This window comes from Pseudomonas sp. SG20052 (assembly GCF_031766055.1).
Taxonomy (GTDB): Bacteria; Pseudomonadota; Gammaproteobacteria; order Pseudomonadales; family Pseudomonadaceae; genus Aquipseudomonas; species Aquipseudomonas mandelii.
In genome coordinates, this window is record NZ_CP134498.1 from 2,588,467 (window position 1) to 2,608,664 (window position 20,198).

The following is a 20,198-nucleotide window of genomic DNA, read 5'->3' on the forward strand; positions in this document are numbered from 1 at the left end:
CACCTCAAAAAATGTCGGCTTGGACAGCGTGGATCAACTTAAATACCCTATCGCTCCCAGAGTCTCAATCAAACGCAACAATGCTGGTTTTTCGGCTGGTTTTTCGCCGATGCAACACACGTCCGGGTCGCTGAGAGAGCACCAAACCGACACAGGGTCGCCTACCTTCAGTCCGTATGAGGCTTTACGCAGAGTTGCAGTTGACCAAGCGTCAATGGTTTCGTTGAGAGACTTGTGAAACCGCTTCCCATTGGCGCTATAACTGAAGCTCATGAACTGCGCTCCGATCCACGGCCCCTCACTCCCTACAAAGGTTACATACCCTAGTACTACTTGCTCCACAGGTACATCGCCAGCGCTCATCAATTCTCTCCTGAGAATGTGCCCGACATGCCGGGACGACGCGATCACCCATGTTCTGCTGCCAACATTGACCTGAACTGAGAAATGCTCTCTGAAGATAGCCCGGCACGTTCAAACACTGCGCAGGTGAAGCTAACGGGGGCGGTGCCTGGAGCAGTAATGATGCGGTCTGCCATCACCGCTATTGAGCTGCTTCGGTAAAGCGTGCAGCCTTCATAACTGACGGCATTCTGTAAGAAGTCAGCGCTGTTCGAGGTATGAGGAACCATGTCTAGAAGCCCGGCCCTCGCAAGTGCCAGCGTTCCTCCACAGATACCGGCAATGGTTGCTCCACTTGAACGACTGGCATGAAGAAAGTCTCGAATATCCGGGGCTTCTGCACTTTCCCAGACCATTCCTCCAATGACGACGACAACGTCCGGTTTCCAGTCCAGACATTGTTGCAAGCTGCTATCAACCGTTACAGCCAATCCACCCTGCGAACGAAACTGCCCCGTAGTAGGAGCGAAATACCTGACGTCGATCCCGTAAAACGGGGACGCCGTACCAGCAATGAAAGCATATTCCCAGTCCGCAAAACCGGGTGTCAGTATCAAACCCACGCGTGCCATCAGTCAGAATCCTCCATGAATGCCCGTAACATATGACGACAACAAACAGACATCAAGGGCAGCTTAGGGTCGATGACTGCCCTTCGCGACGGGCAGAAATCGGCCAGGAGCGGACTGCCTGCCCTATTAATAAATCTGAGAATTATCAGGCCGGCCTCGTAAATCCGGATCCCGCCAGCCCAGGCGTTACTGCGCAATAGGGTCAAAACAAGGATCAATGGAGCAATATTCAGTCGGCAAGCGTGGCTGCTTCGATACATAGCGCACCCTCTGAGATTCATCAGGCAAACCAATCAAACCCATTGCCTGAGTGCCAAGCGCATAAGCGCTACGGTTCCGCGATGGTGAACCAGAAGTCGAACTTGTCGAAATGGGTCAGCATGTCTTTAAATTTGTCCTTGTCGCCTTCGATTTTCACTTCGCCACTGTCCGATAAGTTGCCCAGTTTCAGTTTGCCCAAGGCGATGTCATCGAGGGTGGTCCGGTTAAGAGTGACCGTGCCGTCGGTCTTATCCAATGGCTTGCCTTTTTTGTAGTTCATGACGCCGTTTTTTACAGTCAATACGTACGTGGCGTTGGTGTCCGGGAAGTTGAGGTTGAACGTATAGGACTTCTCGCCGACTTTCGGGCCATTCAAGTGAATGGCAAGGAAGTCGAGAAACATTTCAGTGGTCATGCCGCGAATGATGTCAGGTGAACTGGTATTGGGCGTGACCATTTTCTTGACGCCCCCCCGCAGTTCTTGGGCGCCGGACAGATAGAAGTTACGCGCAGGTCCCGATTCAGCCTGGTAACCCATCTGTTCCAGGGCGTCAGCCTCGACAGAACGAGCAGCCTGGTTCTTCGGATCGGCGAACACCACCTTGTTGGCGACAGTCGCCGCCCAGCGGTAGTCGCCTTGGGCATAGGCATCCTGAGCGGTTTTGACCATCTTGTCGGCACCCACCATTTCGACGTACTTCTTAGCCTCCTCGGTTGGTGGTAATGGATCGAAGTTGGCCGGGTTACCGTCCCAGAAGCCCAGGTAGAGTTGATAGGTCGCGCGCACGTTATGTTTGAGATTGCCGTAGTAGCCGCGGTTATAGAACTCTTTCGCCAGGCTGTCAGGCAGGACGAACGCCTCGGCGATCTCGTTCATGGTCATGCCCTGGTTGGCCATGCGCAGCGTCTGATCGTTAATGTACTTGTAGAGGTCGCGCTGTTTCTCCAGATGCTGCACAACGCGATCATTACCCCACTGCGGCCAATGGTGGCTACCGAACGACACCACGGCATCCGCCCCCCACAGATCAATGGTTTGCCCCAGGGCACTCGCCCACTTTTGCGCGCTGCGAACTTTTGCACCACGCAGGGTCAGAATGTTGTGCAAGGTGTGGTTGCCATCCTCGGCCAAGTCAATGGCTTTGAATTGCGGGAAGTAGAACAGCATTTCGGCCGGAGCTTCTGTGCCGGGCGCCATTTGGAACACCACCTCGATCCCGTCGACGGTGAGTGTTTCTCCGGTTTTCTCGATCAGTTTGTTCGGTTCGAGCAGGGTGATGGTGCCTGCTGCTGTGGTTATACCCAAGCCACCACTGACCGTACCTTTGGGGTCTTTTGGCAACAGATTGCCGTACATGTAAGAAGCGCGACGGCTCATCGCGGTGCCGGCAAACACATTTTCACTGACCGCTTCTTCCATAAAGCCTTCAGGGGCGATCAGCGGCACTTTGCCGGACTTCACATCGGCGTCGTCGACCATCGCGCGCACGCCAGCGAAGTGGTCAACATGCGAGTGAGTAAATATCACGGCAGACACTGGTAGGTTTTCAACTTTGTCATTGACCAGCCCCAGCGCCGCTTTGGCTGTTTCCGCCGAAGTCAGTGGGTCAATGACGATCCAGCCAGTCTTGCCACGGATGAAGGTGATGTTGGCCAGATCGATATTGCGTACCTGGTAGATGCCATCCACCACTTTGAACAACCCTCGAATCGTTAGCAACTGCGATTGCCGCCACAGACTCGGGTTGACGGTGGCCGGTGTCGGGCCTTCTTGCTTGAGAAAGTCGTACTGAGACAGGTCGATAACGGTATTGCCTGCATCGCCCTTGATCACAGGACTGGGTAAATCGGCAACGAAGCCGTGGTTCGCATCGTCGAAGTCTTGTTTATTGGCAAAGGGCAAATAGCTGAGCAAAGCATCGTTGGCTTTTCGAGTTGCATCGGTGGCGTCGTTAGGTGCGGCCTGCACCGCGCCGATTACCACGCAACTCGATAACACCGCGAGTACTATTTGTCTGGGAAGCAGAGCTAGCATGTCGTGTCTCCTCATGTTTGCAAGCACACTCCCGAAACAGCTTCTGACGTCGGGAATAATTTCGTACAAAGAAATGAAAAACGCAGGTCATAACAGGGTGGCTGCATGGCGCATTGGGGGCTGTGCGACGGTGCTCCACTGACTCGATACTCTAGCTCCGCACCCTGGTCCGCATTTATTGTGTTTACCCTTGGAGTATTACGACGCCAAGGCCTGCAGAGTTGAGATAAATCAAGCAGTCAGTGATCGTGTATGCGGTTAGTGAGGACGGGAGAACGCCCGTGGAATTGACAGGCAGCTTCTGGCCGAAAGCACACATCACTCACGCGTTCAAATCCGCGAAATCGAAAGGGCAGTGCCCAGCCCCCTAGCGTAGAATTCCCAAACCGCGCCCACCCCGAGACGGACCCTCAATGCAAACCCCAGCCCCTCAACACCCCCTCTGGAAAACCTACCTCCTTTTCCTCGCCCCCATGGTCCTCTCCAATTTCCTCCAATCCATGTCGGGCACCATCAACAGCATCTACATCGGCCAAATGCTCGGCACCCAGGCCCTGGCCGCCGTGTCGGGCATGTTCCCCATCGTCTTCTTCTTCATCGCCCTGGTCATTGGCCTCGGCGCAGGTGCTGGCGTGCTCATCGGCCAAGCCTGGGGCGCGCGCGAGCCGCACTTGGTGAAAACCATCGCCGGCACCACGTTGCTCTTGGGCGCAATGATCGGACTGGTAGTGGCGATTTTGGGCAGTGTCTTCGCACGGCCCGCCCTGCAAGGCCTCGGCACACCGGCCGACGTGATTGACGATGCGGTGTCTTACGCCCACGTGATGATGTGGATCATGCCGTCGTTGCTGGTCTACGTGCTGTTCACTCAGCTGCTGCGCGGGGTCAGCGATACGGTGTCGCCGTTGATTGCGTTGGTGGTGTCGACGTGTATCGGGTTGGCGCTGACGCCGGCGTTGATTCGGGGGTGGTTCGGGTTGCCGATGATGGGGATTCAGAGTGCAGCGTATGCGGGGCTGGCGGGGAATTTGTCGGCGATGGGCTGGTTGGCGTGGCGCTTGATTCGCAAGGGGCATCCGTTGGCGCCGGATCGGGAGATGTTTGCGGCGATGCGCCTGGACCTGGTGATTCTCGGCAAGGTGTTGCGCATCGGTTTGCCGACCGGGTTGCAGATGGTGGTGTTGTCGGTGTCGGAGTTGGTGATTCTGGCGCTGGTGAATCGGCACGGTTCACAGGCGACGGCGGCGTATGGGGCGGTGACGCAGATCGTCAATTACGTGCAGTTTCCGGCGTTGTCGATTGCGATCACCGCGTCGATCCTTGGCGCTCAGGCGATCGGGGCAGGGCGGCTTGAGCGCATGGGGCCGATTTTGCGCACGGGGCTGTTGATCAATGTGTGCCTGACCGGTGGTCTGGTGGTGTTGGGGTATTTGCTGTCGCACTGGTTGCTGGGGTTGTTTCTCACCGAGGATTCGACCCGGGCGATGGCGGAGCATCTGCTGCACATCATGCTCTGGAGCCTGTTGGTGTTTGGCTTCCAGGCGATTGTCGGCGGCATCATGCGCGCCAGTGGTTCGGTGCTGGTGCCAATGGCGATTTCGATTTTCTGCGTGGTCGGCGTGCAGTTGCCGGTGGCGTATGTGCTTGACGGGCAGTTTGGGTTGCAGGGCGTGTGGATGGCCTTTCCCGTGGCGTACCTGGGCATGCTGGTGTTGCAGACGGCGTATTACAAAAAGGTCTGGAAGCATCAGGCGATCGAGCGGTTGGTGTAGCGCCGCGCCATAAAAAATGGGCTGCCGTGCAAACGGCGGCCCATTTTTTTGGATGGCGCGCGGTCGTTGCTTATTCCTCGATGACTTCCGGCGATACCACCCACACGCTGCACGGCATTTTGTACAGCAGGTGTTCCACCGTGCTGCCGATCAGCCGCCCGATGCCGCGGTGGCCAACCCGGCCCATGACGATCACGTCGACGTTGTAGGCATCGGCATAACTGGACAGGACTTTGGCCGGGTTGCCCATCACCATGTGCCGCTGTTCCGGCGGAATGCCGTTGCGTTCGGCCAGCGCGTTGAAGGCTTCACCTTGGGCGTCGAACAGGGTTTTGGCCTTGGTCGAGGAGAAGAATTTGGTGGCGTCGCCGAAACCGAACTCATCGGCGCCGATGGACGACAGGTCATAGGCGTACACCACGTCGACCTGGGCGTTGCAGGCCGTGCCCAGCTTCACCGCCTCATGCAGGATGCGGTCATTGAAGCCTTCATATTGGCCATCGCGATGGAACGGGTCGACGGCCGCGACGATCCGGCGCGGCAAGGCGTGTTGCACGTTGCTGACAAAATGCAGCGGCACCGGGCATTCGCGCAGCAGGTGGATGTCCAGCGGCGTGAACATCATCCGTGACAGCAGCGATTCGTGTTGCAGCGCCTTGATCACCAGGGTCATCGGCTGCTCTTTGAGGTGGATCAGGATTTCCTGCAATGGACGTTCGACCCAGACCACTTCCGTGGTGACGGTCACGCCGATCTTGCGCAAGGGCCGGGCCTGATCTTCCAGCCACTGGCGGTGGCGCTCGACGTACCCCAGGCGCATCTGCTCCAGAGCGTCCCGGTTGACCAGGCTGGCGGTGGCCAGGCCTTCCAGGAAATCGAACGCGACGATGTGCAGCGCCGCGTCTTGCGCCTTGGCCAGCGCGGCGGCCCGGTCGAACGCGGGGCTGTTTTCCATCAGGGGCGAGGCAATGAGCATGAAGCGTGCTTGTTCGGTCATGACAATTCTCCCTTGGGTCTTCACACAGACGCAGGCCTGAAGTGGCCGCGAGGGTTGGCTGGAGCGTTTACCTGAAGTCCATAGTGGCAATGGTGAGGATGGGCCGCTTGATCTTTGTCAAACCTGCGCGTGTCGGCGCGAGGGCGGCCGACGTTTGGTTGCCTGGGCCATACTCGGAGAGGTTGATCATGATCAACCTGGGCATGAACGGTTTGGCGCACGCTGGCGTCAATTGAATGCAGATCCCCCCGGCCTGGCCGGATTGAGAGTCCAATGAATGAAACCCTCGGCGGCATGACCGGCGCGGCGGCTGCGCTGGGGATCGGCATGCTCATCGGCCTTGAACGCGAACGGCACAAGGGGCGAGGGGACAGCCGTGCCTGTGCCGGTTTGCGCACGTTCGCGATTACCGCGTTGCTGGGGTATGGCGCGATGCAAGTGGGCGGCGGCTTGCTGTTGGGGATCATGGCCACCTGTGTGGCGTTGCTGGTCACGGTGGCGTACTGGCGCAGCCTGAGCGATGACCCGGGCGTGACCAGCGAAGTGGCCTTGTTCACGGTGTTGGTGCTGGGCGGGTTGTGCGTTACCGCGCCGGCGCTGGCCACGGCCATCGGTGTGGCGATGGCGGGGTTGCTGGCGTATCGGCAGAAATTGCATCACTTTGCGCGCAGTCAATTGACCGAGGCGGAAATGCGCGACGCGCTGGTGCTGCTGGTGGCGGTGCTGGTGGTATTGCCGTTGGCGCCGGACCGCTTCATCGGCCCCTATTCGGCAATCAACCTGCGAACCATTTGCGCCTTGACCGTGCTGCTGATGGCGATAGGCGCAGTGGGCCATATTGCCGTGCGAACGCTCGGCAGCCGTTACGGCTATGCGCTCAGTGCCATCGCCTCCGGGTTTGCCTCCAGCACTGTGACCATCGCCACGATGGGGCATCGGGTCAGCGCGGAGCCCGGCAACATCAAGATCCTCGGCGCGGCGGCGATTTTCTCCAACCTGGCCACCTTCACGCAGGTCGGCCTGATCCTGGGGGCGGTTGAACCCGATCTGCTGCGTCACGTGTGGGGACCGCTGTTGTGCGGGACCATCGCCACCGCGCTCTATGGCTTGGGGCTGATGTTTCACAAGCCGGTGGCCGGCCCCAGCCAGCCGATCAAGGTCGGTGGGGCCTTCAACCTCAAGCTGGCCGTTGTGGTCGCGCTGGCCATGACCGGTATTACCTTTCTGTCGTCGATGATGCTCAACTACTTCGGCGAGGTGGGGGTGATGCTGACGGCGGTCTTTACCGGGTTCGCCGATGCGCATGCCTCGACGGCCTCGATTGCGGCCCTGGCCAAGTCCGGGTTGTTGCCGTTTGATGTCATTGCCGCGCCTGTGCTGCTCGCGATCAGCAGCAATTCCCTGAGCAAATGCGTCGTGGCCTGGGTCAGCGGCGGGCGCCGGTTCGCCGTGTATGTGGTGCCCGGCCAGGTGTTGCTGACACTGGCGATGTGGGCGGGCCTCTGGTTGCTCTGAGGCCCTGTTTGCGATCTAGTCATCGGGCGACAGTCGTTTGAAGCGGCAGGCGTTGCCACCGGCTCGCTTGGCCAGGTACATGGCCCCGTCAGCCTGTTCGAGCAGGTCTTCGACACTTGCGCCATTGGCAGGAAACAGGCTGATCCCGACGCTGATGGCCGTGTTGACGCGGTGCGCATCGATCATGAACGGCTCACCGATCGCGGCGATCAGCTTGTTGGCCAGGGCTTCAAGCTGGTCGGCTTGTTCCATGCACGTGATCAGGATTGCGAACTCGTCGCCACTCAAGCGAGCGACCACGTCAGACCTGCGCACGGACTGGCCCAGGCGCTCGGCGACGGCCACCAGCAGCTTGTCGCCACAGGCGTGTCCCAACGTGTCGTTGACCGATTTGAAGTGATCCAGGTCGATAAACATCAACGCCAGTGGCCGCTGGTGTTTGGTGGCGTGGTTGATCGCCTGATTGAGCAGGTTCAGAAACAGACTGCGGTTGGGCAATCCAGTCAGGGCGTCATGGAACGCCAGTTGCTGCATGTTGGCGCGTTCTTCATCCGTGACCTTGAAATTGTGCAGGATGGCGATGAAATGCGTCACCACGCCATGAGGGTCGAGCACGGGGGTGATGATCTGATTGACCGTGCAGCTGGCGCCGTCCTTGCGTCGCTCGACCATTTCGCCCTGCCAGGGCAGGCCCGCCAGAATCGTCAGCCACAGGTCACGGTAGAAGGTGGAACTTTGTCGACCGGAAGACAGCAGGTGCGGGGTTTTCCCCACCAGCTCCGGCTTGGAATAGCCGCTCAAGCGACAGAACGCATTATTGATCCAGACGATGCACCCCGTGCGCTCGGTGATCAACACCGGGTTAGTCGCAGCGTCCCATGCTCTTGCCAACACCTGCTGGTCATATTCGATCATTGCCCCCTCCCATGTAGCCCTGGACGCATCAGGCCTTGATTCAGGCTAAGAGGAAGGGGGCGGGAATCTGTTGATCAAAATCAACTTTTACGGACGCAACGGGCATCAAAAACGCGCGTTATAGCTGATAAAGATCAAGTTGCCCGAAGCAGGAACGCTCACTCTGAATACCTGTTCATTCCATTGATACGACCACGTGCCGAGGTGCCCCATGTCGCAGACTCAGCGTTTACTGTTAATCGCTCCCCAAAACATGACCCACACGCCGGCCTTCGACCGTGCCGCCGCGTTGTCGCTGGCCATGCAGATGCCCTTGCACATCGTCGCCTTCGATTATTTGCAGGCCCTGGCGGTGGCGGGGTTGTTCGCCCCCGAACAGATCAGCCTGGCCCGTGACGGGTATTTGCAAACCCATCGGGAATGGCTCGCCGAGCAAGCCGCGCTGATGAGAAAGCACGGCGTCGAGGTCACCAGCGAGGTGGTCTGGGTGCAGCATCCGTATGAGGAGATCCTGCATTTCGTCAACGAGATGTCCTTGGCATTGATCATCAAGGATGCGCAGGAAGAGTCAGCCTTGAAGCGCGTGTTTTTCACGCCGCTGGACTGGCAGTTGTTGCGCGATTGCCCGGTGCCGGTGCACCTGGTGACCAACGCCGTCAACCCTAAGCCGCACAACGTGCTGGCCATCATCGATGTGTTGCGCAGCGAGGACCAGGACCACGTGTTCAACGACCAGATCATCGACGCCGCGGCGAAGCTGGCCTCCGTGTGTGGTGCAACCCTTGAGCTGGTGCATGTGTATGACTGGACGGCCGTGTATGCCCAGGACATTGGCTTTGGCGCGCTGCCATTGGCCGTCGGGATTTATGAAACCCTGGGCAGCGCCCAGCACGAAGCGTTTGCGGCGATTGCCGAACGCCACGGGGTAGCGCCGCAAAATCGCCATTTCATCGAGGGCGTGCCGCTGACGAGCATTTGTGATTTTGCTGCTGAGCACCGCACCGATGTCATCGTGATGGGGACGGTGCAGCACAAGGGGCTGAACAAGCTGTTGGGGACCACGGCCGAGCAACTGTTGCATCGGGCGCCTTGCAGCGTATTGGCCATCAAGCCGGGCCGGGTTTTACAATCCTGAAGGCTGGATCGTCCCGCGATGAACCGTTGGCCTGAACATCGCGGGACGATTTTTTACAGGGCTAGACGGTGAATGACCTGACGCGTGTCATCAGGATCGTTGTGTGTTTCGAAACCCAGCGCTTTGGCCAGGTCACGCATCGGCGTGTTGCTGGCGGCGTCCACCGAATACATCTGGCGGAAACCGTTCTTGCGCGCGGCTTTGATCAAATGCTCCATCAACAAGGTGCCCAGGCCCAGGTGCATCCATTCATCGGCGACGGTCACGGCGCATTCACATTCATGTTCCCCCGTAGCGGCATAGCGGCTGACACCGATCTCGATCAGTTGGCCATTTTCGTGGACCAGCGCAATGAAAGCCGTGCGCTGTTTGTTATCGGTGTCCATCAGCTGGTCGAGCATCGCCGTGCCGGGTTCGTTGATTTGTGCGAGAAAGCGCATATGCCGGGACTCGGGCGACAGGCGCTTGATAAACGCGCGTTCACGTTCGCGGTCTTTTTCCGCCAGTGGCCGGATCAGCACATGACGCCCGTCCTTGAGCGCTTCGATCCAGTATTTGCCGGTGACGGCGGCATAGGCCGCAGCGGCCCGGTCATTGTGGTCTTTGACAGTCAGCATGGGGTATTCCTCCATCCGGTTTGAAAGGTGGGCGGCACGATGACGAGCCGTTCGGTGACTTCCTTTCTACGCCGTTGGCGACGCCTGAATCTGATCTGGATCAGAGAGTCGCAACGGCAGGCGTTGATTGGCTCATGTTTGATGTAAATCAAGCGGGAGGAGGGGGCGAGGAGCGCAGTCTTGGACACTTGCCGGCGTTTGATGACCGGTGTCGAGCCGAGGTGTGTGATGGGCCAATACCAACGTTTGTTGCTGATCGCCGACCAAACCCTGCATCAGTCCCCCGCCATGTTGCGGGCCGTCGCGCTGGCCAGGGCGAGCGGGGCCGAACTGGCGGTGCGGGCCTTTGTCGAGCCGGCGCCGGTGGTGCATGTGTGGGAAGACAAAATCGACGACGCACGCTATCAGGGCTATTTGCGCCGCTACCGTCGCTGGGCCGCCGATGAAGTCGAACGGCTCAACGAGATGGGGCTGGATGCAACGGTCGAGGTGGTGTTCACCACCCATCCGCTGCTGGACATTCTGCGAACGGTCGAAGATTTCAAGCCGGATCTGCTGATCAAGGATGTCACCTTCGAGCCGTTGCTCAAACGGGTGTTCATCACACCGCTCGATTGTCACTTGCTGCGCGAGTGCTCGGTGCCCGTGCACTTGGTCAACCAGGCGCGTTACGGCTTGCCGCACCGGGTGGTGGCGGCGGTGGACCCGTTCGACCCGTCGACGCAAATCAATGGCTTGAATGACACGATCATCCAGACCGCGAACACATTGGCCCTGCAATGCGACGCTCCGCTGCACCTGCTTTACGCCTACGACTTGTCACCGGCGTTCAACGGCGATGCGCCGTTGGCCAGCGGTGGCTGGGACGTGGATTTAATCGAGGAACTGCGCCAATCCTTGCACCAGGCCTTTGTCGCCCTGGCGGATCGCTACGGTGTACCGCCAGAGCGGCGGCATTTCGTGATGGGCCTGCCCGTGCCGGTGATCAGTGAATTCGTCGAGCACTACCTGGCGGATGTGGTGGTGATGGGCACGGAGCACAGAGTGGGGATCGACCGGTTGATCGGCAGTAACACCGAGCGGGCGCTGTACTCGGTGCCGGGCAGCATTCTGGCCGTCAGGTCGAACGTCAGGGGGTGAGCACGATGGCACCCTTGAACTGCCCGGCCCGTAAACAGGCGAGCGCCTGGTTGGCGTCTTCCAGGGCAAAACGGGTGACGTCGCAATGCACTGGCGTGTGTTGCAGTTCTTCGAAAAACGCGGTGCCGTCTTCACGGGTCAGGTTGGCCACCGAGCGCACGCTGCGTTCGCCCCACAGCAGCCGATAAGGGAACGCGGGGATGTCGCTCATGTGAATACCGGCGCAAATCACGCAGCCGCCCTTGGCAGTGACGGCCAGTGCCAGCGGCACCAGCGCACCGACGGGGGCGAAAATCAGGCTGGCATCGAGCAGGTGCGGCGGAGGCTGGTCCGACGGGCCGGCCCACTCGGCGCCCAGTGACCGGGCATAGGCCTGGCCTTCGCTGTCCTCAGGTCGAGTGAAGGCCGATACCCGTTGACCCCGGCCCCGCGCCACCTGAATCGCCAGATGCGCGGCGGCCCCGAAGCCATAAAGGCCCAGGTGCCGAGCGCCCTTGGCCATTTGCAACGCGCGAAAGCCGATCAGCCCGGCACACAGCAATGGCGCGGCCTGGAGGTCCGAGAGCACCTCGGGAATGGGGAAACAGAAACGCTGGTCGGCCACGGTGTACTCGGCATAACCGCCGTCCAGGTGACAACCGGTGAACTGCGCGTGGTCGCAAAGGTTTTCCCGGCCCGAAGTACAGAACGCGCATTCACCGCAGGTCCAGCCCAGCCACGGAACGCCGACCCGCCGGCCGATCCAGTCGGGCGCGACCTCGCTGCCCACCGCCGTGACTTCGCCGACGATTTCATGGCCGGGTACCCGTGGCAGCACGGCTTGCGGCAATTCACCGTCCACCAGGTGCAGGTCGGTGCGGCACACGCCGCAGGCGAGCACTTTAAGCAGCAATTGATGTGGGCCAGGTATCGGGATGGGACGTTCTTGCAATTGCAACGGTTGGCCGGGGACAGACAGAACCATGGCGCGCATGACAAAGCTCCAGGCGGGCGAAATCAGCGAGGTTGGCGATGACAGCCGGCGACCATCTGCTTGAGCCCTTCCATGTCCTGGATCTTGACGTCGCGGCCGGCGATCTCCACCAGCCCTTGGTCCCGCAGGTGCGCAATGCCCCGGCAAATGGTTTCCAGGCGTAGCCCAAGATAGGAGCCGATTTCTTCGCGACGCATTTTCAGCACGAACTCCTTGGATGAATAGCCACGGATGCTGAACCGTTGGGACAGGTTCAGCAGAAAAGCCGCCAGGCGCTCATCAGAGTTCATGTTGCCCATCAACATCAGCATGCTGTGATCGCGCACGATTTCGCGGCTCAGCAGCCGGTTGAGGTTGTGCTGCAACGACGGCAGGGTTTGCGCCAGTTTTTCCAGCTGCGCAAAGTGAATGGGGCAGACTTCGCTGTCCTCCAGGGCAAACGCCGTGCAAGCGTGCTCATCGGCACTGATGGCATCCAGACCGAGCATTTCGCCGGGTATATGAAACCCGGTGACTTGTTCACGGCCATCGACGGACACCACGCAGGTCTTGAATGAGCCGATACGCACTGCGTAAAGGGAACGCAGAGGGTCGCCGGTGCGGTACAGCGCGGCGCCCTTTTTGACTTTGAAGCGTTGCACGATCAGCGTATCGAGCCGTTCGACCTCCTCTCCGGTCATGCCAATGGGAAGACACAACTCCAACACACTGCAGCTGGAACACGCAGACTTGAGGTGATGAACTTGCAGGGGACGAATTTCAGGCATGAGAGGAACGCCGTCTGGGAGTCGTTTAAGCATAGTTGGTGAGCCATCGGGGGGGAGTTTCATTCGGGCGTTTGACGGGGTAATAGACGAACGGGAAAACCGTCCCTTACGGTTTGATTTTCATGGCATTTCAACGCCCTTCAACTTGAGCGCCGACGGTGATACTTGATGTAAATCAAGTCCCGAGCGTTCCAGACTCCCAGAATTGGTCAAGGATTGCCGGCCGGTCGGATCTTTTACGGAGAACTTCATGAGCGATTTCCTCAGTGATGAGCAACTGGAGGGGCTGGACGCCTATTGGCGGGCATCCAATTACCTGGCCGTCGGGCAGATCTACCTCAAGGACAACCCGCTGCTGCACCAGCCTTTGACCCTGGCGCACATCAAGCCGCGTTTGCTCGGTCACTGGGGCACAACGCCGGGGCTGAACCTGATCTATACGCACCTCAACCGGCTGATCAAACAGTACGACTTGAACATGCTGTTCGTCGCAGGCCCTGGTCACGGCGGCCCTGCCGTGGTGGCGCAGACTTACCTGGAAGGCACCTATACCGAGTGTTATCCCTCGGTGGAGCGCGACACCAATGGGCTGGTTCGTCTGTTCCGGCAGTTTTCCTGGCCCTACGGAATCTCCAGCCATGTGTCGGCGCAGATTCCGGGCTCGATCCATGAAGGCGGCGAACTCGGTTACAGCCTGGCCCACGCCTATGGCGCGGCGTTCGATAATCCCGATTTGATCGTCGCCTGCGTGATTGGCGACGGTGAAGCCGAAACCGGCACGCTGGCGGCGAGCTGGCACTCCAACAAGTTTCTCAACCCGGCGCGTGACGGGGCGGTATTGCCGATCCTGCACCTCAATGGTTACAAAATCGCGAACCCCACGGTGCTGGCCCGAATCAGCGAGGATGAGCTGTCGGCCCTGATGTATGGCTATGGCTACGACCCGTATTTCGTTGAAGGTGATGAGCCGGCGCAGGTGCATCAGGCCCTGGCCCGGACGCTGGACACGATGGTGCTGAAAATCCGCGAGATCCAGCGCGACGCGCGCCAGCCTCGGTCATCGGAGGCGCCAGAGCGGCCGCTTTGGCCGATGTTGGTGTTGCGCACCCCCAAAGGCTGGACCGGACCGAAATTCGTCGATGGCCATCGTGTCGAAGGCACCTGCCGTGCGCATCAGGTGCCCTTGGCCGATTTCCAGCAACCGATCCATCTGCGGCAACTGGAGGAATGGCTCCACAGTTACCGTCCCGATGAGCTATTTGATGCCAATGGCGCGTTGTTGCCCGACATCGCGGCGCTGGCACCGACCGGGCATCGGCGCATGAGTGCCAATCCCCATGGCAACGGCGGCGCGTTGTTGCGACCGCTGGACCTGCCGCGATTTGCCGACTACGCGGTGAAACTCGAGGCTCCCGGCAGCCTGCGCGCCGAGGCCACGCGCGTCTTGGGCACGTTTTTGCGCGACGTGATGAAAAACAGCCTGGCCTCGAACAACTTTCGCCTGTTCGGCCCGGATGAAACCGCCTCGAACCGGCTGGACGCGGTCTATGAGGTCAGCGCCAAGACATGGATGGCGCCACTGGAGGCGGACGACAACCATTTGGCCGCCGATGGCCGGGTCATGGAAATCCTCAGCGAACAGGTGTGCGAGGGCTGGCTAGAAGGCTATCTGCTGACCGGGCGACATGGCCTGCTGTCCTGTTACGAGGCGTTCATCCATATCGTCGATTCGATGGTCAATCAGCACGCCAAATGGCTGAAAACCGCCAGCGAAGTGCCGTGGCGCAAACCGATTGCTTCGCTCAATTATTTGCTGACCTCCCATGTCTGGCGTCAGGACCATAACGGCTTCTCCCATCAGGACCCCGGGTTCATCGATCTGGTGGCGAACAAAAAATCGGACGTGGTGCGCATCTACCTGCCGCCCGACGCCAATTGCCTGTTGTCGGTGGCTGACCATTGCCTCAAGAGCTGCAATTACATCAACGTCATCGTCGCCGGCAAACAACCGGAATGGCAGTGGCTGGACATCGATGCCGCCATTTGCCATTGCCAGGCCGGCGTTGGTCGCTGGGGGTGGGCCAGCCAGAACGATGACGACCCCGACGTGGTCATGGCCTGCGCCGGTGACGTGCCGACCCTCGAAACCCTGGCCGCCGTAACGCTGTTGCGCGAGTACGTGCCGGACTTGCGGGTGAGGGTGGTCAATGTGGTCGACTTGATGGTGTTGCAACCGTCCTATCAGCATCCCCACGGGATGTCGGACTCGGCGTTTGATGAGCTGTTCACCGTCGACAAACCGGTGATTTTCGCCTTCCACGGTTATCCCGCGCTGATCCACCGCCTGCTCTACAAACGCACCAATCATGACAATTTCCACGTCCGGGGCTTCAAGGAGGAGGGCGCGACCACCACCCCGTTCGACATGGCGGTAATCAACAATCTGGATCGGTATCAACTGGCGCTGGACGTCGTCGAGCGGGTGCCGCGGCTGCGCGATCAACTGCAAACCGCGCGGTCGCGCTACTGGTCGACGATGGAGCGGCACAAGCTCTACCTCATCGAACACGGGCAAGACATGCCCGAGGTGCTGAACTGGCAATGGACGCCGGCAAATCCCTGAGTCTTGCCGCGCCGCGGTGCGTGTCGAATGTTCACCTGACGGGAGTCACATCATGAGCCAGTATCAACGCTTGTTACTCATCATCAACCCGGCCCTGCGCCATTCCCCGGCGATCAAACACGCGGCGGCATTGGCCAGGGCCAGCGGCGCGAGCCTGCATATCGCCGCTTTCATTCCTTCGTTCAAATTGTTGTCGCTGCTGGAGGAAGGTGATCGGGAACAGGCCCGTCAGCGCTACCTGCAAGACCATCGTGATTGGCTCCAGGTGCAGGCCGAGACGCTGCGTTGCGAGGGCATCGATGCGACCACGGAGGTGGCCTGGGCCGAGGATATGGAGCAAGACATCCTCGATCACGTCACGGAAATGCAGCCCGACCTGTTGATCAAGCAGGTGCAGCACGAGTCTGCGCTCAAGCGCGCCTTTTTCACTCCGCTGGATTGGTACTTGCTGCGCCACTGTCCGATGCCGGTGTATCTGGTGGGCGGGCGCGGCGACGGCTGGCCGCGCAAGATCGTGGCCGCGGTGGAAGTGTCCGACACCGAATTCCCCGACAATACGCTGAACGACCGCATCATCAGGCAGGCCAACAGCCTCGCCATCCAGTGCGATGCCGAATTGCATTTGCTGTACGCCTGTGACATTTCGGCGGCCTTTCTGGCGGACATGGATGGATTGACCCTGGCGGACCTGACCAAAGCACTGCGCAAGGACCTGCAGCAAGCCTTCGTGAAACTCGCCGGCCAATACGGTGTGCCTGCGGATCGTCGTCACCTGGTGTCCGGCCATCCGGTCAAGGCGTTGAGTGAATTTGCCCACGAACACGAGGTGGATGTGATCGTGATGGGCAAGGTCCAGTCCTCCGGCGTCGACAAGCTCCTGGGCAGCACCACCGAGCACATTTTGTATCAGGTGCCGTGCAACGTGCTGGCGGTCTAGAGGCCCCGGGGGGGCTGCGTGCTTCGGGCCGGCTATTTGCGCTTCCAGTACTTCTGCATTTCAAGAAACAGGAAGGACGCCGTCCAGGTGATCAGCACCAGACCGGTCAAGGCTTGCAGGCCGGTCAGGTATTTGAGGTTGCCCACCGGTGAAATATCGCCGAAGCCGATGGTCGTGTAGGTGGTGAAGGAAAAGTACACGCAGTCCATGAACGAGCCATCGAAGTTACCCGTCAAGGTGCCCCATTCGCCGGAACGCACCATCAGGTAATAGACCAGTGCGAAGCACCAGACTTCTGTTGCGTGGGCAAACAGGGCCCCGAATACCCCGACGACAATCCTGAAACGGCTCCAGAGTCTCAGGCGGGGCAGCCAGTCGTTCAGGCGTAACAGGCATTCGTAGTGGATGACCACGACGATGATCACCACCAGTGTATTGATCAGCGTGACTGCCAGCATGGCGAACCTCTAGCGATCGCGCAGTGTCACGGCGAGGGGGAGTGTCAGGACCGGCTTCATGGGCTGAAGCGGGGGGAACTCTTCAGGGGTCAAGGTTTCTTTCTCCAGCAAGAGACGGGCCCCGGCGTCCAGATCGGTGCGGCGGCTCTGCAGCAACGCCTTGGCCCGGGTGTAGGCTTCGTCGAGCAGGGCACGGATGCCCAGGTCGATCTCCCTGGCGGTTTGTTCCGAATAGTCTTTCTCACTGACGCCCTGCATGCTGTCGCCAAGGTAGGTGGCCGTTTTTCGCTCCAGCACCGCCAGACCCAGTTCGGCGCTCATGCCAAACCGGGTGAGCAATTGACGAGCAATATCGGTGGCGCGGGCCAGGTCGTCGGCCGCGCCGGTGGAGATCTGGCCATAAGCAAGGAATTCGGCGGCTCGACCGGCCATCAGCACGGCAATCCGGTCCTTGAGCATCTGGCAGCTGATGAGGAAGTGATCTTCAGTGGGGCGTTGCAGTGTATAGCCCAGCGAGCCAATGGCCCGGGGCACAATCGAGACTTTATGCACGGGGTCCATGGCCGGCAGACTGCTGGCGGCCAGGGCATGCCCCATCTCGTGATAGGCCACCACCTGACGCTCGTCGGCACGCAACACGCTGCTCTTGCGCTCGACCCCGGCGACAATGCGTTCCACCGCTGCGGTGAAGTCTGCAAGATTGACCGCATCAGCGCCGCGGCGAGTAGCGACGATGGCCGCTTCGTTGACCAGGTTGGCCAGGTCAGCGCCCGTGAAGCCCGTGGTGATGTCGGCAATCTGCTCGCTGTCCAGCGTGGGCTCCACGACGATTTTTTGAAGATGAACCTTGAGGATGGCCTGACGGCCTTTGCGGTCTGGGCGATCGATCAGCAGCTGGCGATCGATCCGACCCGCTCGCAGCAGGGCGGGGTCGAGAATTTCCGGGCGATTGGTCGCGGCGAGTAGAACGACGCCTTCACGCGGGTCGAATCCGTCCAGTTCGGCAAGTAACTGATTGAGGGTTTGCTCTTTTTCATCATTGCCGCCAAATGCACCGACGCCACGCATTTTGCCCAAGGCATCCAGTTCGTCGATGAAAATGATACAGGGCGCCGCTTCCCGAGCCTGTTCGAACAAGTCGTGCACGCGGGCGGCGCCGACGCCGACGAACATTTCGACGAACTCAGACCCCGAGATCGAGAAGAACGGCACACCGGCTTCACCCGCGATCGCTTTAGCCACCAGCGTCTTGCCAGTGCCGGGCGGGCCGACCAGCAACGTACCCTTGGGAATGTGCGCACCCAGGCGTGAGTATTTGGCCTTGTCCTTGAGGAATGAAACGATTTCCACCAGTTCGGCCTTGGCTTCATCGATGCCGGCGACATCGGCGAAGGTCACCCCGGTATCGCGCTGGACGAACACTTTGGCGCGGGACTTGCCAATGCTCATCAGCCCGCCCATGCCTTGTTTTTCCGCCAGCCCGCGAAACAGGAAATGCCAGACCACCATGATCAGCACAAAGGGCAACAGCCAGCCCAGCAGGCCACTCAGGAAAGTATTTTCATTGATGCCGGTAAAGCCGACACCTGAATGCGCGAGGTCGCTCGCCAGTGCTGGATCGACCCGCACCGTCGAGAACTGCAGGCGTCCGTCGATGGGCTCTTGAAGCTTGCCGCTGATCTGGTCCTTCTCGATCCGCAAATCGCTGACTTTCTGTTCGCTCAGCAGTTGCAGGAACTGACTGTACGGAATGCTCTGCACCACACGCCGTTCGATAAACAAAAACTGAACGAGGGTCAGCACGACAAACGCGATGGCGAAGTAAGACAGGTTCCATTGGTGGGTTTTTTTCATGGACGTGGCTCAGAGAAGGGGCCGCGGCGGGGATGGCGCAACCGTGAGTCTGGTCAGTGTTTTCTACGCCTGAGCGACAAAAAATCATTGAGTTAAATCAACAATGCTTCTGTGCGCCCGAAGTCGATGGGGACGCCCGCCGAAAGCCTTCCATTAGTTGACAAAGATCAGAGCCACCACGGGATAACGCCTGATACTCAAACAACAGCTTTCCAGCCGCCATCAGCCTGTAGAGCTGCACAAACGCCGACAGGAATCGGGTTTGCGGTAAGGCAATAGGTCGATCCCAGGACGAGGTAGGTGATGCTGAATATCAAACGTATCTTATTGATTGCCCCTTCCGAGATGGTCCGCACCCCGGCATTCGACCGCGCACATGCACTGGCCTGTGCCACCGGTGCCTTGCTGCACATCGTTGCCTTCGACTATGTGCAGGTGCTGGCCGTTGCCGGACTGTTTGACCACGATGCGATGGCTCAGGCGCGGGAAGGCTATTTGCAAGTGCACCGTCACTGGCTGGAGCAGCAGGCTCGGTTCCAACGGTGCATCGGGTTGCAAGTGACCACTGAAGTGGTCTGGGCCAAATCCAGCCGGGCGAACGTGCTTGAGTACGTCAACGATTTCCATCCGGACCTGGTGATCAAGGACACCCACCATGTACCGGCACTCGACCGCGCGTTCCATCGGCCACTGGACTGGCTGTTGCTGCGCGACTGCCCGGCCCATTTGCATTTGGTCACCGAGGCCAGGAATCCCAAGCCGTTGAACATTCTTGCGGTCATCGATCTGTCCCATCTGGAGGAACTGACGCAGGGTCTCAACGACCGGATTCTCGACCTGGCCTCGACGCTGGCGGCCTCCTGTGGCTCAACCTTGCAACTGCTCAACGTCAGCAGCTGGTCGGTGGTGGGCGACGCAACGATGAGTGTGCCGACGCTGAGTCTGAATGACAGCCTCAGAGATGCGGTCAACGATGCCCAGGAGGAGGCCTTCGAGGCGCTTGCCGAACGCTATGGCATCGACAGGCAACGCCGACACCTGCTGACCGGCATTCCGCACAAAGTCATCGGGCTGTTCGCCAAACGGCACGCATTCGACATGGTGGTGCTGGGGACGGCCTATAGCCATGGGCTCGACCGGTTCATCGGCAGTACCGCCGAGAGCGTATTGAACCGCGCACCGTGCAGTTTGATGTTCGTCAAGCCACGCCCCTGGCTCGACTGAA

The 20,198-nt window shown here is 59.7% G+C and carries 17 protein-coding genes; 7 read left to right on the plus strand and 10 right to left on the minus strand.

The genetic code is table 11. The annotated features are described in order from the left end of the window. Positions 1 to 33: 33 nt before the first annotated feature. The 3 genes from RHP74_RS11805 to RHP74_RS11815 all read right to left on the minus strand — a co-directional run bounded on the left by RHP74_RS11805 (position 34) and on the right by RHP74_RS11815 (position 3,270). Positions 34 to 363, minus strand: a complete 330-nt coding sequence (locus RHP74_RS11805; protein ID WP_145309455.1) for a hypothetical protein — start codon at positions 361 to 363, stop codon at positions 34 to 36. A gap of 44 nt (positions 364 to 407) precedes the next feature. Next, the gene (locus tag RHP74_RS11810) at positions 408 to 974 is read right to left on the minus strand and encodes a DJ-1/PfpI family protein (RefSeq protein WP_145309452.1); all 567 of its coding nucleotides are present in this window, start codon (positions 972 to 974) and stop codon (positions 408 to 410) included. Positions 975 to 1,302: 328 nt separating this feature from the next. Beyond that, positions 1,303 to 3,270 carry an alkyl sulfatase dimerization domain-containing protein gene (locus RHP74_RS11815; protein WP_311099533.1) on the minus strand — a complete coding sequence of 656 codons (1,968 nt, stop codon included), beginning with the start codon at positions 3,268 to 3,270 and terminating at the stop codon, positions 1,303 to 1,305. 413 nt (positions 3,271 to 3,683) lie between these two features. Here RHP74_RS11815 and RHP74_RS11820 point away from each other — a divergent pair, with 413 nt between their 5' ends. Next, positions 3,684 to 5,042, plus strand: a complete 1,359-nt coding sequence (locus tag RHP74_RS11820; RefSeq protein ID WP_042932146.1) for an MATE family efflux transporter — start codon at positions 3,684 to 3,686, stop codon at positions 5,040 to 5,042. Positions 5,043 to 5,112: 70 nt separating this feature from the next. Here the strand turns inward: RHP74_RS11820 and RHP74_RS11825 are convergent, their stop codons facing one another. Next, the gene (locus tag RHP74_RS11825) at positions 5,113 to 6,039 is read right to left on the minus strand and encodes a universal stress protein (RefSeq protein ID WP_077749851.1); all 927 of its coding nucleotides are present in this window, start codon (positions 6,037 to 6,039) and stop codon (positions 5,113 to 5,115) included. A gap of 273 nt (positions 6,040 to 6,312) precedes the next feature. On the opposite strand from RHP74_RS11825, the gene RHP74_RS11830 reads away from it, so the two are divergent. Continuing rightward, positions 6,313 to 7,554: an MgtC/SapB family protein gene (locus RHP74_RS11830; protein ID WP_311099536.1), complete on the plus strand. Its 1,242-nt coding sequence runs from the start codon at positions 6,313 to 6,315 to the stop codon at positions 7,552 to 7,554. Between the two features lie 15 nt (positions 7,555 to 7,569). Here the strand turns inward: RHP74_RS11830 and RHP74_RS11835 are convergent, their stop codons facing one another. Continuing rightward, a complete protein-coding gene (locus RHP74_RS11835; RefSeq protein ID WP_311099538.1) occupies positions 7,570 to 8,469 on the minus strand; it encodes a diguanylate cyclase domain-containing protein in 900 nt (299 codons plus the stop codon). Between the two features lie 211 nt (positions 8,470 to 8,680). On the opposite strand from RHP74_RS11835, the gene RHP74_RS11840 reads away from it, so the two are divergent. Beyond that, the gene (locus RHP74_RS11840) at positions 8,681 to 9,604 is read left to right on the plus strand and encodes a universal stress protein (protein ID WP_010459306.1); all 924 of its coding nucleotides are present in this window, start codon (positions 8,681 to 8,683) and stop codon (positions 9,602 to 9,604) included. A gap of 53 nt (positions 9,605 to 9,657) precedes the next feature. Here RHP74_RS11840 and RHP74_RS11845 read toward each other — a convergent pair whose 3' ends face one another. After that, positions 9,658 to 10,221 carry a GNAT family N-acetyltransferase gene (locus RHP74_RS11845; protein ID WP_077749854.1) on the minus strand — a complete coding sequence of 188 codons (564 nt, stop codon included), beginning with the start codon at positions 10,219 to 10,221 and terminating at the stop codon, positions 9,658 to 9,660. 228 nt (positions 10,222 to 10,449) lie between these two features. Between RHP74_RS11845 and RHP74_RS11850 the strand changes: the two genes are divergently transcribed. Next, on the plus strand, positions 10,450 to 11,361 hold the full coding sequence (locus tag RHP74_RS11850) for a universal stress protein (protein WP_311100469.1): 912 nt from the start codon (positions 10,450 to 10,452) through the stop codon (positions 11,359 to 11,361). Here RHP74_RS11850 and RHP74_RS11855 read toward each other — a convergent pair. Both RHP74_RS11855 and fnr read right to left on the minus strand, forming a co-directional pair. Continuing rightward, the gene (locus RHP74_RS11855) at positions 11,351 to 12,334 is read right to left on the minus strand and encodes a zinc-dependent alcohol dehydrogenase family protein (RefSeq protein ID WP_010459309.1); all 984 of its coding nucleotides are present in this window, start codon (positions 12,332 to 12,334) and stop codon (positions 11,351 to 11,353) included. The two genes, RHP74_RS11850 and RHP74_RS11855, sit on opposite strands and share 11 nt — an antisense overlap. 23 nt (positions 12,335 to 12,357) lie before the next feature. Further along, complete coding sequence (gene fnr, locus RHP74_RS11860) at positions 12,358 to 13,101, minus strand: fumarate/nitrate reduction transcriptional regulator Fnr (protein ID WP_311099540.1); 744 nt, start codon at positions 13,099 to 13,101, stop codon at positions 12,358 to 12,360. A 250-nt stretch (positions 13,102 to 13,351) separates the two neighbouring features. On the opposite strand from fnr, the gene RHP74_RS11865 reads away from it, so the two are divergent. Then, entirely contained in the window at positions 13,352 to 15,724 is a 2,373-nt protein-coding gene (locus tag RHP74_RS11865; RefSeq protein ID WP_311099543.1) for a phosphoketolase family protein, read from the plus strand. A gap of 52 nt (positions 15,725 to 15,776) precedes the next feature. Further along, the gene (locus RHP74_RS11870; protein ID WP_010459312.1) at positions 15,777 to 16,661 is read left to right on the plus strand and encodes a universal stress protein; all 885 of its coding nucleotides are present in this window, start codon (positions 15,777 to 15,779) and stop codon (positions 16,659 to 16,661) included. A gap of 32 nt (positions 16,662 to 16,693) precedes the next feature. Here the strand turns inward: RHP74_RS11870 and RHP74_RS11875 are convergent, their stop codons facing one another. Together RHP74_RS11875 and ftsH are read right to left on the minus strand one after the other, a co-directional pair. Beyond that, complete coding sequence (locus RHP74_RS11875; RefSeq protein ID WP_010459314.1) at positions 16,694 to 17,119, minus strand: potassium channel family protein; 426 nt, start codon at positions 17,117 to 17,119, stop codon at positions 16,694 to 16,696. A gap of 9 nt (positions 17,120 to 17,128) precedes the next feature. Beyond that, positions 17,129 to 18,973, minus strand: coding sequence for an ATP-dependent zinc metalloprotease FtsH (gene ftsH / locus RHP74_RS11880; protein ID WP_010459316.1), 1,845 nt, complete (start codon positions 18,971 to 18,973; stop codon positions 17,129 to 17,131). A gap of 303 nt (positions 18,974 to 19,276) precedes the next feature. Here ftsH and RHP74_RS11885 point away from each other — a divergent pair, with 303 nt between their 5' ends. After that, positions 19,277 to 20,197 carry a universal stress protein gene (locus RHP74_RS11885; protein ID WP_311099546.1) on the plus strand — a complete coding sequence of 307 codons (921 nt, stop codon included), beginning with the start codon at positions 19,277 to 19,279 and terminating at the stop codon, positions 20,195 to 20,197. The last annotated feature ends 1 nt before the right edge of the window (position 20,198 follow it).

Excerpts from the sequence above, each read along its gene's own strand:
- RHP74_RS11805 (WP_145309455.1), bottom strand. The coding sequence starts at position 363 with ATGAGCGCTGGCGATGTACCTGTGGAGCAAGTAGTACTAGGGTATGTA.
- RHP74_RS11810 (WP_145309452.1), bottom strand. The coding sequence starts at position 974 with ATGGCACGCGTGGGTTTGATACTGACACCCGGTTTTGCGGACTGGGAA.
- RHP74_RS11815 (WP_311099533.1), bottom strand. The coding sequence starts at position 3,270 with ATGCTAGCTCTGCTTCCCAGACAAATAGTACTCGCGGTGTTATCGAGT.
- RHP74_RS11820 (WP_042932146.1), top strand. The coding sequence starts at position 3,684 with ATGCAAACCCCAGCCCCTCAACACCCCCTCTGGAAAACCTACCTCCTT.
- RHP74_RS11825 (WP_077749851.1), bottom strand. The coding sequence starts at position 6,039 with ATGACCGAACAAGCACGCTTCATGCTCATTGCCTCGCCCCTGATGGAA.
- RHP74_RS11830 (WP_311099536.1), top strand. The coding sequence starts at position 6,313 with ATGAATGAAACCCTCGGCGGCATGACCGGCGCGGCGGCTGCGCTGGGG.
- RHP74_RS11835 (WP_311099538.1), bottom strand. The coding sequence starts at position 8,469 with ATGATCGAATATGACCAGCAGGTGTTGGCAAGAGCATGGGACGCTGCG.
- RHP74_RS11840 (WP_010459306.1), top strand. The coding sequence starts at position 8,681 with ATGTCGCAGACTCAGCGTTTACTGTTAATCGCTCCCCAAAACATGACC.
- RHP74_RS11845 (WP_077749854.1), bottom strand. The coding sequence starts at position 10,221 with ATGCTGACTGTCAAAGACCACAATGACCGGGCCGCTGCGGCCTATGCC.
- RHP74_RS11850 (WP_311100469.1), top strand. The coding sequence starts at position 10,450 with ATGGGCCAATACCAACGTTTGTTGCTGATCGCCGACCAAACCCTGCAT.
- RHP74_RS11855 (WP_010459309.1), bottom strand. The coding sequence starts at position 12,334 with ATGCGCGCCATGGTTCTGTCTGTCCCCGGCCAACCGTTGCAATTGCAA.
- fnr (WP_311099540.1), bottom strand. The coding sequence starts at position 13,101 with ATGCCTGAAATTCGTCCCCTGCAAGTTCATCACCTCAAGTCTGCGTGT.
- RHP74_RS11865 (WP_311099543.1), top strand. The coding sequence starts at position 13,352 with ATGAGCGATTTCCTCAGTGATGAGCAACTGGAGGGGCTGGACGCCTAT.
- RHP74_RS11870 (WP_010459312.1), top strand. The coding sequence starts at position 15,777 with ATGAGCCAGTATCAACGCTTGTTACTCATCATCAACCCGGCCCTGCGC.
- RHP74_RS11875 (WP_010459314.1), bottom strand. The coding sequence starts at position 17,119 with ATGCTGGCAGTCACGCTGATCAATACACTGGTGGTGATCATCGTCGTG.
- ftsH (WP_010459316.1), bottom strand. The coding sequence starts at position 18,973 with ATGAAAAAAACCCACCAATGGAACCTGTCTTACTTCGCCATCGCGTTT.
- RHP74_RS11885 (WP_311099546.1), top strand. The coding sequence starts at position 19,277 with ATGCTGAATATCAAACGTATCTTATTGATTGCCCCTTCCGAGATGGTC.